Here is a 12,501-nt window from a genome sequence, read left to right as displayed (position 1 = left end):
GTGCCGAAGTTCGCCGTGCCGAGCGCGTACGCGGACATACGCAGGTCGGTCCGGTGTCCGAAGGTCGTCTAACGCATCAGGAATCCTCACGTAAGGGGATAAGGATTGGGCTGGGCTGCGGCGGACGGGGGAGGCTCAGGCCGCGTTCAGCTGCGGCGCGGCGGCCAGGCTCTGCTTGACGTACCGGCTGGTCTCGTCGGCGAGGATCTCGGGCAGGCCCGTCTCGAGGCCGTCCAGGGCCTGGGCTGCGACGTCGGCGGCGGCGGTCTTCTGCTCGGCGGGGATGCCGGCGGCCATGTCGGTGTCCATGTAGCCGACGTGCAGCGCCGAGACGGCGATGCCCCGCGGCGCCAGCTCGTCGCGGGTCGCGCCGGTCAGTGCCCAGGCGGCGGCCTTGGACGCGGCGTAGGAGCCGAGGCCTGCCGGATGCACCCAGGACAGGACGGACAGCACGTTGAGTACGCTGCCGCCGCCGTTGCCCTCGATGACGGGGGCGAAGGCGCGGGTCGTGGCGAGCGGGCCGTAGAAGTTGGTCTCCATCTCCCGGCGCACCTCATCGGTGTCGCCTGCGATCAGCGTCGCGCCGGTGGAGATGCCCGCGTTGTTGATCAGCAGGGTCGCGTCCGACGCGATGCGGGCGGCCTCTCGAATCGAGGCCTCGTCCGTCACGTCCAGGCGCAGGGGGATGACGCCCGGCACGTCGATGGTCTCGGGGCGGCGGGCCGCCGCGTACACCTTCGCGCCGCGCTCGACGAGCTGGGCGGCGAGGTGCCGCCCCAGGCCTCGGTTGGCGCCGGTGACGACCGCGACCGCGTTGTTCAGTTCCATGTCTGCTCCTGGTCTTCGGCGGGTGCCGTCGAGCCTCCCGCACGGTTTAGATTATGCAGCCAATCTAAGCATGGGGCTACGATAGATGCCAGTCGACATCCAAACGAGAGGGTGATCATGGGCCGCGTATCGCAGGCGCAGGCGGAGGAGAACCGCAGACGCGTGGTGGACACCGCCTCGCGGCTGTTCCGGGAGCAGGGCACCCAGGTCAGCGTCGCCGACCTGATGAAGGCGGCCGGCCTGACCCACGGTGCCTTCTACAAGCAGTTCGCCTCCAAAGAGGCACTCGTCGACGAGGCCACCGCCCACGCCTTCGACGAGCTCGCCCGGAGCCATACCGCAGGGCTCACAAGGTATGAAGGGCAGCGCGGCGCCGCCCAGCGGGCGCTGATCGACGCCTACCTCTCCGTCGACCACCGCGACGACCCGGCGGACGGCTGCCCGATCGCAGCCCTCGCCACCGACATCGCCCGCGAAGGCGAGGATCGCGAGGCCCGACGCGTCTACACCGAGGGGGTGGCCGACTTCGCCGACCTGCTCGGCGGTGACGACCACGACGGCATCGTCCGCCTCTGCACCCTGTTCGGTGCGCTGGTCCTGTCCCGGGCCACCAAGGGCTCCCCGCTCTCGGAGGAGATCCTTGCCGCCGCGCAAGCAGCCCTGATCAGGGGCACGGCGGTCGAGTAGGTGATGCGGGAAGGTCCAGCGACCACGGGGCCGGGCCGACACCGCTTGCGGCACCTTGCCCTGCGCTCGCTGTGGATCGTGCCGGACGGGTCCGGGGTCGTCTGCGATGCGCGGGATCTGCGGTGTTTCTCCGAGGGAGTCCCGCCCGCGCGGCGTCGGCGCGAGGGGGCGGGTGTCCCGGCCGATGATGCGGCAGCCGGCCCGTGCTCGATCGCGCGGATGCGCTGGGCGAGGGGCGCTCCTGCCACCGTAGAAGCTGTCGGTGGCCGCGGGAATGCCGGGGTGGCCGGCGCCCTGGGCGATGGTGCGCGGGGCCGGTGGACCACACCGGATGCTGACATCACCGGGGGGCGGGTGTCGTCCTGCGCATCGTGATCTCACACCCGGGCGCCTGGTGGGAAAAAGTCCTTGAGTCTCCAGTCACTGGAGACTGCACAGTGGGGGCATGGATGTGACGACCCTCTATGCGATCGGGGAGCTGGCCCGGCGGACCGGTTTGTCGGTGCGGACGATCCGGTTCTATTCCGATGAGGGGGTGGTGACACCCACTACCCGTAGTCCCGCCGGTTACCGGCTCTACGACCTCGACGCACTGCTGCGTCTGGAACTTGTGCGCACCCTGCGCGAGCTGGGGATGGACCTCGCCACGATCAGGCGGGTGTTGGACCGTGAGCTGTCGGTGGCGGACGTCGCCGCGGCGCACGCCGATGCCGTGGACGTCCAGATCCGGATGCTGACCCTGCGGCGGAGCGTGCTGAGAGTCGTGGCCGGCCGCGGATCCAATCCCGAGGAGACCAAGCTCATGCATCAACTCACGCAGTTGTCCGACGCGGGACGCCGGCGGTTGTTCGACGATTTCGTGGAGGGCACGTTCGGTGCGGTGGATGCCGATCCGGCCGCGGTGGCGCTGGTGCGTGCTGCCACTCCTGACCTACCCGAGGATGCGACCGGCGAGCAGGTTGCCGCGTGGGTGGAGATCGCCAAGCTGGTCGGCGACGAGGATTTCCGTGCCCGCATGCGCCAGGCGGCCATGCGCCAAGTCGCGCAGAGCCCGCTGGAGATCGAGCGTGCTGCCGGCGAGGAGTTGATGGCCTTCACCCGTCAGGCGGTGATGGAAGCCCGGCAGGCGGGAATCGACCCGCTCAGTGACCGGGCCGCACCGGTCATCGACACCCTCGTGGACCGCTTCGCCGCGGTGTTGGCCCGCACCCCCGACCCGCACCTGCGGGACTGGATGGCCGAGCAGTTCGAACAGGCACATGACTCCATGGTGGACCGCTACTGGCGGCTGGTGTGGATCGTCAACGGCTGGCAGATCGTACCGAACCTGCTGCCGATCTACCCCTGGCTCATCCAGGCCCTGCGTCAGGACCGCGCCGCCTAGAGGTCGCAGCCGGCCGGGCGTGCCCACGTGTGCGGGCGCCCACGCAGCTCAACGACGGATGGCGGTTGGGAGCCCGAAGCAGGGCCGCACCGCGGTCACCGTCGGGTAGCGGGGCCCCGGCGGTCAAATCGCCCAGGACCGCAGCGCCCGGGCGACCCCGCGCAGGTCCTCTTCTCCGGCGCGCACTGCCCCGGCCAGGCTCCAGAGGGCTTCCGGCTTGGCTGCCACCTTCTGCCCGGACATCTGGAGGTAGGCGTCGGCGGCCGCATAGCCGACGACCAGGTTGTAGTCCTCGAAGGGGCGCAGGATCAGTGCATGGTGCAAGAATGTCGCCGCTCGGGATACGGCATCCGCGTAGTAGGGCTGGCCGGCGATCTGCTCATAGCGGTGCGCGCTGCCGGTCCAGTGCAGAGCGCCCCAGTCGGCGATGCCCACGTTACGGGGCGCCGCCTCCTCCTGGATGGCGAGCAGCCACCCGGGGTCGACGTAGACGATCGGGCTCACCGCAGACCCTCTGGCGCGTCCTTCACTGCATCGAGGGCAGTGGGCAGGGCGATGCGCGCGGCACTGAGGAATCGCGCCCTGTCGGCGTCGTTGATCAGCAGCTGCTTGGCGAGAGCACGGGTGGATATGCCCAGGCTCTTGGCGTGCTTGTTCACCCGGTCCAGTTCCTCGTCGCTCAGATCCACGGAGATTTTCGGCATGCTCCCACCGTAGCGCGTGTGCCTCCACCTATGGAGGCAGTCATGGAGGCAAGCGGCGCAAGCCCACGGATCCCTGCGCCGAACCCCTCCACCTGTTTTGCGCCGGTCTGGGTTGATGTCATGTGCATCGGAGGTGGTGTTTCTCGTCCATGCCGCCCATGACCGATGAGTTTGGTGCGGATCCGTGGTCGATACGGCTGGATACACCGACAGCGGTGGGCCTGTGCTGGGGACGTTCCAGTGCGGGAGGAAACAGATGGAGGCTGTGATGAGCGTCGACGACTCCGAGCAGGACCGCACCATCCGGACCGGCGAGCCAGGGGCGCGGGTGAGCGGTCCCAGGGTGTTGGTGACGGGGGCGAGCATCGCGGGACCCGCGCTGGCCCACTGGCTGCGCCGGCGGGGGGCCGAGGTGACCGTGGTGGAGCGGGCTGCCGAGCTGCGTCCCGGCGGGCAGGCGGTGGACGCACGCGGGGTCGCCAGGGAAGTCATCGGGCGCATGGGGTTGGACGCGGCGGTGCGCGCGGCGTGCACCGACACCGCGGGCGCGCACACCGTGGACGCGGACGGGCAGGTGTTGGAGTCCTTCCGTGCCGACGACGACGGGGGCGACGGGTTCATCGCGGACATCGAGATCCTGCGCGGGGACCTGTCCCAGGTGCTCTACGACGACACCCGTGACGGCGTCGAGTACGTCTTCGGCGACCGCATCGCCGAGCTGGCCCAGGACGCGGACGGGGTCGACGTGGTCTTCGCGGGCGGCAGCCGCCGGCGCTTCGACCTGGTGGTCGGGGCCGACGGGCTGCACTCGGAGCTGCGCGCGATGGTCTTCGGGCAGCATGAGCGGTTCCTCCGCCACCTCGGGCAGGTACTGGCCTTCTACAGTGTGCCCAACCAGTTCGGGCTGGACCGCTGGCTGCTGGAGTACCAGGATCAGGCGTCCGGGCGCTCCGCGCTCCTGCGGCCCATCCAGGACGCTACCCGGGCGATGGCCATGTTCTACTTCGCCGCGGCCGACTTCGACGTCAACCACCGTGACGTCGCCGCCCAGAAGGTCCTGCTGCGCGAGCGGATGGCGGGCCTTGGCTGGTTGACTCCAGAAATCCTCGCGCACCTGGACGACACTCCAGACTTCTACCTCGACCAGGTCGCCCAGGTGGTGATGGACCGCTGGTCCCGAGGGCGGGTGGGGCTGCTCGGCGACGCGGCGTTCAGCTCGTCGCCGATGTCCGGCCAAGGCACCGGCCTGGCCCTGGTCGGCGCCTACGTGCTGGCCGGAGAGCTGGCCGCTGCCGGATGGGACCCCGATGCCGGGTTCGCCCGCTACGAGGCGCGGATGCGCTCGTTCGTCGAGGCCAACCAGGAGATCGGCCGGTTGAACGCCCGCGCCCGCCAGGTCCCCGGGCCAGACGCCGAGCCGCTCCCCGACTTCGCCGGCGAATGGTTCACCGAGCTGGTCGGGCGCGCGATCAACGGCGTCGAGCTGCCCGACTACGCGGGGGTGCCGGACGCCGCAGCCCCGGCCGGATCGCCGATCACCTCGTCGGTCGAGCCGTAGGTGCCGCCTGACGTGTCGAGAGGGGTCAAGATTCGGTCGGACACCGTCGCATAGTGCGCGGTGGAGCGGCGTTCGGCGGCCGCGCCCGGCTACGGCGATGGCGTCCTCGCGGGGCGTTGCCGCCATGCGGCAAGGAACGCGCAGGATGCACCCGGCCGCAGACGCACGGGGGTGAATCCGTGGTGCCGTTCGGCCGGCCCCGGGCGGTGCGGGGTCGGCCGAACGGGTGCGGGACGGGTCAGCGTGGTGCGTCGTTGGCGGGTGCGCGGCCGATGGCAGGCAGGGGAGCGGCCGCTGCCGCGGTCCCTGCGAGGGTGCAGGTCGTGCCGTTGAGGGTGAAGGTGGCGGGCGCGGCGTTGGCCCCGGAGTAGGCGCCGTTGAAGCCGATCGTGGTGGAGCCACCCGTCGGCAGCGAGGCGTTCCATCCGGCGTCCATCACGGTGACCGCGGTGCCGGTCTGCGACCAGGTGCCGCTCCACCCCTGGGTGACCTTCTGGTTGCCGGCGAAGGCGAATCCGAGACTCCAGCCGCTGACCGGGGCGGCCCGGTTGGTGATCGTCACGTTCGCCGTGAATCCGGCGCCCCAGTCGCTGCTGATCCGGTAGGCGACCGTGCAGCCGCTCGTCGGGGCCGGGCCGGTGGTGATGTGCAGCGGGGCCGACGGCGGTGAGCTGCCGCCCTCGGTATCGGTGGCCACGACTTGGAACGTGTAGGCAGTGGCCGCACTCAGGCCGGTGACGGTGGCGGTGGTCGTCGACGCCGGGACGGTGGCCAGCGGCGCCGTGCCGGCCGGGTCGCCGGCGTACACGCGGTAGTCCGCCACGGGAGAGGTCCCAGGGGTGGCGGCCGACCAGGTGAGCGTCACGCGGTCGGGGCCGATGGCCGAGGCCGTGGGGGTGCCGGGTGCCGAGGGCGGGGTGGTCTGGGGGGGAACCGGCGGGGATCACGTACTCGGTGATGGAGTACGCCGGGAAGGTCGCGGTGAACGAGCCGCCGTTCAACGCCTGGTCCGCGGGGTGCTGGATCGTGGTGGGGGCTGCCTGGCCGTAGCGGTAGAGCTGCGCTGCTGCCGGAAGCGCGGTGCGGCCGGTCAGGGAGACCGGGGCGGTCAGATCGTCCGTGCTCTTGTTGATCACCATGACCGTGGTGGCATGGTCGCTGCTGCGCTCGGCCGCGTACACCGACAGCTTGTCCTGGTCGGCGCTCGCGGCCCGCACGGAGGTGTCGCCGAAGGTGCCGCCCCGGCCGTCGTAGTTGAGGAACATGCGGAAGGCGTACGCTCCCGGGTCGGTGGCCTGCGGCGGTGACCACAAGGTGGCCAGGTCCAACCCCTCACGCCCGAAGATCCCCAGCACATCGGCCTCGGCCAGCCCGCCGTCGATGTGGTCCAGCGCGCCCCAGTTGTACTCCGAGACGGCCGTCTTCGTCCCCGGGTAGTTCTGGTCGACCAGTGCGCGCAGCCGGGGGATGAACTGGATCGGCTGGTTGATCCAACTCTCGTCGGTGTAGGAGGGGTCCCACAACTGCCGTGTGGAGCGCAGTCGCAGGGCCTGCGTCGCCGCGTCGTCCGCACTGCCGGACACGCCGGACTGTTGCGGGTAGATGTGCTCGTCGAAGTAGTCCAGAATCCGGCGCCCGTGCGCCGTCTCGTAGGCCTTCATCTGCTGCAGGTACCAGGGGGCGAACTGCACGCCGCCGTGCGCGGCGGTGTCCGGCGGGTTCGACCAGCAGCTGCCTCCTTGCTCACCGCAGATCTGCTGGTCCCGGCCCGAGTAGATCAGGGAGTTGAAGCCCCAGCCGACCGGTCCGAGGGTCTGCGCGGCCGGGTCGGCGTCCTTGACCGCCGCGGCGGTGGCGTAGGTGCGGTCGCGTATCTCGTCGTAGCCCGGTCCGGCCGGGTGGACGTCGCGGTGCGTGCCGAACCACAGGTCCGGTTCGTTGTCCAGGTCGTAGAAGCGCACTCCGCCGCTGCTCGCGGTGCCGTAGGTGCTGTCGAGGTACTGCACCCAGCCCTTGACGAAGCCGGGCGTCGCAGGTGTGCTGGTTTCGGCCGGATCGTTGCCCGTGATCGGGGTGCCGTCGGGCTTCCTGCCGTTGCCGCAGTCGGGCCGCCACTGCGCGTCGGTGTCCTGCTGAGGACCGTACTTGGTGACGCTGAACCCGCAACCGTCGTCGCGGCCGGCCGCCGTCCAGCCGGTCATCGGTACGGTCATCAGCGTATCGGTGCCGGTCCTGCGGTTCTGCTCGATGAACTTGTCGGCCTGCGATCCGGCGGGCAGCGCCGCGGGGTCGTTGCTGTAGTGCAGGTTCTCGAAGTACCAGTCGGAGCCGGCGTTGTAGGCGTCGAGCTGGTAGTTGTAGCGGCTGGTGGCGTTGCCGCCCCAGCGGCCCGTTGGCAGACGCAGTTCCTTGGCCAGCGCCTCGTCGGGGAAGTTCATGCCGTAGATGTGGGGGTCGATCGTGTGCCGCGCGCTGCTGGCGTCCACGGTGATCGCCGGACCCGCGGTAGCCCCGGCCGTTCGCGCCGGCTGTCCGGTTCCGGCGGCCTGGGCCGCTGCGGTGCCGGTCAGCAACACCGCGCAGGCCGCCAGGGCGGCCGCTTTGTGTGTCGTACGCATGGTCTCCTTCTCAGCTGCCGGCGGCGCGGGCGGCAGGCCCGCACCGCCCGCGGGCGAGCGACACGTACCGGCAGCAGCGCCACGGCCATGGGTGGGGGATGGAAACGACCGCGCAGTGGGAATCCGGCTCCCGCCGGCCGGTGGGCGGGCGAGGCAGGACGCCGCGGCCGGCGATGGCGCTACTCGGCCGACGGCGCGCCTCCTCAACTTGTGGCATGGTGCGGCCGACAAGGTGTGGGAGCGCTCCCATGCAGAGTCTGGGACGCCCGAACCGGAGTGTCAACACGTATGCACAGCAATCGACATGGCGCGCCCTGTGCCCCGGCGGCGAGCGCCTTCCAGGCCGGCTGTCTGCGAGCGGAGGCAGCTCTCCCCGGCCAGCTGTCCACTCCGGTGGCCGCCAGTGGGAGTCCCACCGCACCCCGCGGGCCGTCGGGGCCGCCCGGCCGCGGCGGATGCAGCTGGTCGGTCGGCGGCCCCGGCGGAACTGAGGGTGCGTCGCTGGATTCCGGCGGGGCTCTCTCAAAGATCGCGATCGAGCGGGAATCGGAGTCGGAACTGGGCTAGAAAGAGCGGCATGGAACTCACCCAGATACGCCTGTTGGTGTCCGACTTCCCCGCCGCCTACCGCTTCTACCGGGACGTGCTCGGACTCAAGCCGCAGTTCGAGGCCGAGAGCGGCCCGTACGCCAAGCTCAGTCCCCCTACCGGACACGCCGCGATCGCGCTGCAGGATCGGGCGCAGATGGCCGGCGTGCTGGGGAGGTTGGGGGCGGAGCCGGAGGGATGCCGCTCGCTGGTGGTGCTGCGGGTGGACGACCTGGACGCCGCCCACGCCGAGCTCGTCTCGCGGGGGGCGGAGTTCACCCGGGAGCCGGGTCCGATGGGCGACCGGATACGGGTCGCGTACCTGGAGGACCCGGAAGGGAATCTGTTGGAGCTTCAGGAGTGGCTGGGGCTGCGCGAGCAGGCGGGTAGCGCACCGGCGTAAGAGATGGAGCAGTGGGGTTCGCCTGCGACGAGCCCCCCGTCTCGAGGTCCGGGGCCCGACGCGAGGCGGTCGGTCCTCGCCGCGCTCGGCGAGCGGCTGGGCTGGGGGGATGTTCTGCGTGAATGTCCAATACGACGAAGAGCCCCTGATAGGGGAGGAGGTGTCTACGCGGCAGAGGCGGCCGGCCGGAGAAGCATCCGCGCCGGTTGGTGCTCGACGCGATCTTCTACGTCGTGCGCGGCGGCATTCCGTGGCGGCAGTCGCCGCGCGAGTTCCCGCCACCGGTGACGGTGTACGGGATCTGCCGGCACTGGATGCGCGACGGATCGTGGCAGCGCCTCCACGACGCTCTGCGCGATCAGGTGCGTGTACGTCAGGGTCGCAAGCCCCTGCCCGTCACAGCGGTGATCGACTGCAAGTCGGTGCGTGGAGCCGACACGGCCCCAGCCAACCGTCACGGATACGACGGTGGTAAGCGGGTCAACGGGCGCAAATGGCGTATAGCGGTTTAAACGGGCGGCGTGCTGCTCGCCGTCGTCGTCACGATGGCCGGCATCCAGGACCGGGACGCGGGCTTGCGATTGCTGACCTCGCTACGCTCCGCGGGCAGCACGATCACACTGGGCCGGGCCGGCGGAGGATGTGCAGGACGCCGGGTGACCTGGGCGAAGGCGGTCCTGGGCGTGACTGTTGAGGTGGTCAAGCGCACCGATGACATGAAAGGCTTTGTGGTACTCCCGCGACGTTGGGCAGTGGAGCGCAAGCACTCCCGGTCCGAGTGGACCGTCACCGAACGGGCGGGACCTGCACTGACAGGGATCCGCAGTGCCCGGTGACCGTGCCTGCTGCCGGTGGGCTTCCGATCGAAGACGGAGGGCGGACCGCCGGGCGCGCCGGCAGTCCGCCACCGATCACATGGTCGTCGTGGTCGGTTCGGTCCACATGCTGGCGTGGATGCTGAAGCAGGGGAAGAAGGCCCCTTCCTCGTCCGGATCGACCTCGACGGTGAGTTCCTGCAGAGCGAGAATCTGGTTCATCGCGGTGTACCTTCACTTTCGGTTGGGGACCTCAGGGCGGATGGGATGCCTGCGGTCATAGGTGAACAACTCGTCCTCGGGGCCGTGCAAGACACGTTGCAGGGCCAGAAGCACCCCTGCGGCGCCCCAAGTCAGGTCGGCGGTGCAGCGCATGCCGCCCGCGCCGAGGTAGCGGACACCCTGCCCGTGGGGCTGGGCGTGTTTCAGCAGCCCGGTGGCGACCCGCACCGCGGCATGGCGGTCGGCCGAGCGGCCGGTCCGTTCTGCGTGTTCGGCGAGAAAGTAGGCCAGCCCGGCGAGCCCTGTCGACCAGCCCGGTTCCATGGCGCAGGTCTTCCGGGCGTCGGCGATGAGCAGCGGGAGTGCCGCGATGCAGCGCTCGTCCGGCACGGTCGCCACATGGCGGCTCAGGACGGTGGCCACGCCTGCCGAGCCGATGGACAGGTAGGGCATGGCGCGCCGCATCACGGCGTTGTCGGCGAACGACAGGCCGCCGTCGGGTAACTGGAGCGCGCGGTCGAGTTCCTCGTGGATCAGGGCAAGGCCTGCGCGGAGGTAGGTCGTCTGACCGGTTGCGTCGGCCAGTTGGTGCAGGAACAGAGCAAGGCCGGAGCGGCCGTGGAACAGGCCTCGGGCGTCGTGGTCGCCGAGGGTCGGTGCGAGGTCGCACGACCGGACGATCGCGTCGCCGGCTGCCGCGGCCAGCTCCAGGTGCCGGCTGTCACGCGTCCGCCGGTGCAGGGCCAACCAGCTCAGGCCCACGCCGGCCCGGCCGTCGGCCAGGGTGGTGCAGGTCCGGGTGAGAGGATGGTTGTGGGCACTCTGCAGCAGGTCGGTCGCCTCGTCCAGTCGGCCGAGTTGGGCCAGGACCCGGGCGATGCCCGCCATTCCCGCGTTCAGACCGGGTGGCAGTTGGTCGCGCAGCGCCCAGGAGTCGACCAGCAGTCGTTTGCCGATCTCCTCCGGGACGGGCACGCCCGCCCGGTGCAGGGCGTGGACCACTCCGGCGGTCCCATAGGCCACGCAGACGGTGTTGGTGTGGAATGCCTGGGGCGAGGGTGGGAAGACCCAGTCGGATCGACGGGTGTCGGCCGCGTCGAGCAGCCCGGTGGCCACCCGCGCGGCGAGGTCGGCGAGGCAGCCTTCGGGGTCCTGATCGACGCCGGACGGGTCCGGCAAGGCCGCAGAGCTGCCGTGGTCCCTCCGCTGGAAGGCGGTCGCCCGAGCCCACAGGTCCGCGGGAGGCGCGGCGGTGGCCGTCAGGTCGCGGTGCAGCAGCGCCAGTTGGGAGGAGGTGCGTTCGGTTGCTCCTTGGACGGGCGGAGCGAAGAGGGACAGCGTGAGCGCGGCCAGGGCGTAGCGGTCCTGGAGGAGCGGGTCCGCGTCGGGGTCGGCGCGAGTTGGGGGGAGGGCGAATCCGGGGGTGCCCAGGGCGGCCGGTGGTTGCGTCAGCGGTGTGGCGGCCTCGAAGTCGATGAGTCTGGCCTGCAGGTCGGCGGTGATCAATACGTTGGACGGACTCAGGTCGCCGAACCGGTAGCCCTGGTCGTGCAGGTGGGACAGGGCTTCGTCCAGACCGCGCAGGACAGTGCGGCAGGCCGCGAAGTAGCTCGCGGAGTCGCGGTTGGGCCAGTCGGCCTTGGTGGTGGGTGAGTTGCGACCCACCCAGTGGTGCAGCGACGTGCCGTCGATGAACTCCGTGACCAGGAAATCGTGTTCCCACTCGGTGAAATGCTCCAGCGGCTGCGGGCCGAGTCCGGGCACCGCCGCGTGGAGGGTGGTGAGGACATCGTATTCGCGGCGCAGTCGCTGCCTGGCGCTGACGCCGTCCCAGGAGTAGCCGTTGTGGGCGCGTGCTTCCTTGATGAAGACGACCCGCCCGGTGCGGTTGTCCACCGCCCGATAGGCTCCTCCGGCGTTGCTGGGCTGCAGGACCTTGGCGATCTCGTAGTGGCGGATGACGATCGGCCCGACGTGCGGCGTGGGCTCCTCGGCGATGAAGGGATCGGTGACGCCCTCGGGGAGGACGAACGCGGGCCGGCGCTGGTCCGGCACGTCCTGGCCGCATCCGTCCCGGATGACGGGTTCCCTGCTGCCGTCCAGGAGCAGCCGGCTGCGGGGGCTGAACGCCCCGTAGCGGTAGTGGACGGTGCGGGAATCGCGGTAGCGGCGGTCGGACAGGATGTACGGGCCCTCCTCGCCCTCCAGTGCGGCCGACAGGGCAGCCAGGAGCCGGTGGGCCGTCTCGGTGTCGTGCGGGTACAGGGCGCAGAACTTGCCGGCCTGCGCGCGGTCCGCGTGCTTGTGGTGCAGTGCCAGGAAGAACCTCCGGGCGCGGACGTGCTTGAACGGCACCTGCTCGGCGAAGCAGATACGCGCTACGGCATCGAGGACATGCTGCGTGCGGTCCAGCCGCGCGGACACGTGGATCTTCCAGCCCTGGGCGACCCGTCGGAGACCAGGATGGCTCCACGCCGTCCAGATGTCCTTGTCGGTGCTCAGCCAGCCGTCGGGCACGTACGCCGGGGCGAAGCGTTGCCCGGGGTCGCTGAGGGCTGACAGCGGGGCGTAGAACTCCTGATGCGCCAGCGCCATACCGACGGCGTCCATCAACGGATTCTCCTGAGGGTAGAACGACGCTGGGCTGGACGGCGGCCAGGAAGGACCGTGGGGAGCGGCAGTAGGGCGTGCGGC

11 protein-coding genes and 2 pseudogenes are annotated in these 12,501 nt (G+C 70.5%); 6 read left to right on the top strand and 7 right to left on the bottom strand.

Annotated features, from left to right (window positions below; genetic code table 11):
- Positions 1–135: 135 nt before the first annotated feature.
- Positions 136–828: an SDR family oxidoreductase gene (locus tag ABZ721_RS31780; RefSeq protein ID WP_358792223.1), complete on the bottom strand. Its 693-nt coding sequence runs from the start codon at positions 826–828 to the stop codon at positions 136–138.
- A 117-nt stretch (positions 829–945) separates the two neighbouring features.
- On the opposite strand from ABZ721_RS31780, the gene ABZ721_RS31775 reads away from it, so the two are divergent.
- Both ABZ721_RS31775 and ABZ721_RS31770 read left to right on the top strand, forming a co-directional pair.
- The gene (locus ABZ721_RS31775; protein WP_358792222.1) at positions 946–1,515 is read left to right on the top strand and encodes a TetR family transcriptional regulator; all 570 of its coding nucleotides are present in this window, start codon (positions 946–948) and stop codon (positions 1,513–1,515) included.
- A 445-nt stretch (positions 1,516–1,960) separates the two neighbouring features.
- Complete coding sequence (locus ABZ721_RS31770; RefSeq protein ID WP_358792221.1) at positions 1,961–2,899, top strand: MerR family transcriptional regulator; 939 nt, start codon at positions 1,961–1,963, stop codon at positions 2,897–2,899.
- A gap of 123 nt (positions 2,900–3,022) precedes the next feature.
- Here the strand turns inward: ABZ721_RS31770 and ABZ721_RS31765 are convergent, their stop codons facing one another.
- Positions 3,023–3,403: a hypothetical protein gene (locus ABZ721_RS31765; RefSeq protein ID WP_358792220.1), complete on the bottom strand. Its 381-nt coding sequence runs from the start codon at positions 3,401–3,403 to the stop codon at positions 3,023–3,025.
- Positions 3,400–3,603 carry a hypothetical protein gene (locus tag ABZ721_RS31760; RefSeq protein WP_358792219.1) on the bottom strand — a complete coding sequence of 68 codons (204 nt, stop codon included), beginning with the start codon at positions 3,601–3,603 and terminating at the stop codon, positions 3,400–3,402. The genes ABZ721_RS31765 and ABZ721_RS31760 overlap by 4 nt, the downstream gene beginning before the upstream one ends.
- A gap of 268 nt (positions 3,604–3,871) precedes the next feature.
- On the opposite strand from ABZ721_RS31760, the gene ABZ721_RS31755 reads away from it, so the two are divergent.
- Positions 3,872–5,161 carry an FAD-dependent monooxygenase gene (locus ABZ721_RS31755; protein ID WP_358792218.1) on the top strand — a complete coding sequence of 430 codons (1,290 nt, stop codon included), beginning with the start codon at positions 3,872–3,874 and terminating at the stop codon, positions 5,159–5,161.
- A gap of 238 nt (positions 5,162–5,399) precedes the next feature.
- Here the strand turns inward: ABZ721_RS31755 and ABZ721_RS31750 are convergent, their stop codons facing one another.
- Entirely contained in the window at positions 5,400–6,026 is a 627-nt protein-coding gene (locus tag ABZ721_RS31750) for a cellulose binding domain-containing protein (protein ID WP_358792253.1), read from the bottom strand.
- 784 nt (positions 6,027–6,810) lie between these two features.
- Positions 6,811–7,599, bottom strand: a pseudogene (locus ABZ721_RS31745) (glycoside hydrolase family 44 protein); the annotation flags it as partial.
- Positions 7,600–8,356: 757 nt separating this feature from the next.
- On the opposite strand from ABZ721_RS31745, the gene ABZ721_RS31740 reads away from it, so the two are divergent.
- The 3 genes and pseudogenes from ABZ721_RS31740 to ABZ721_RS31730 all read left to right on the top strand — a co-directional run bounded on the left by ABZ721_RS31740 (position 8,357) and on the right by ABZ721_RS31730 (position 9,606).
- Complete coding sequence (locus ABZ721_RS31740) at positions 8,357–8,770, top strand: VOC family protein (RefSeq protein WP_358792217.1); 414 nt, start codon at positions 8,357–8,359, stop codon at positions 8,768–8,770.
- A 182-nt stretch (positions 8,771–8,952) separates the two neighbouring features.
- A pseudogene (locus ABZ721_RS31735) lies at positions 8,953–9,282 on the top strand (transposase); the annotation flags it as partial.
- 9 nt (positions 9,283–9,291) lie between these two features.
- Positions 9,292–9,606: a hypothetical protein gene (locus ABZ721_RS31730; RefSeq protein ID WP_358792216.1), complete on the top strand. Its 315-nt coding sequence runs from the start codon at positions 9,292–9,294 to the stop codon at positions 9,604–9,606.
- Positions 9,607–9,681: 75 nt separating this feature from the next.
- Here ABZ721_RS31730 and ABZ721_RS31725 read toward each other — a convergent pair whose 3' ends face one another.
- Positions 9,682–9,807, bottom strand: coding sequence for a hypothetical protein (locus ABZ721_RS31725; RefSeq protein WP_358792215.1), 126 nt, complete (start codon positions 9,805–9,807; stop codon positions 9,682–9,684).
- A gap of 12 nt (positions 9,808–9,819) precedes the next feature.
- Positions 9,820–12,417 carry a class III lanthionine synthetase LanKC gene (lanKC, locus tag ABZ721_RS31720; RefSeq protein ID WP_358792214.1) on the bottom strand — a complete coding sequence of 866 codons (2,598 nt, stop codon included), beginning with the start codon at positions 12,415–12,417 and terminating at the stop codon, positions 9,820–9,822.
- Positions 12,418–12,501 lie beyond the last annotated feature (84 nt).

The sequence above is a fragment of the Streptomyces sp. NPDC006733 genome, assembly GCF_040636125.1.
Taxonomy (GTDB): Bacteria; Actinomycetota; Actinomycetes; order Streptomycetales; family Streptomycetaceae; genus Actinacidiphila.
Note: the sequence above shows the minus strand (reverse complement) of the source record. Positions and strands in the feature narration are given on the sequence as shown.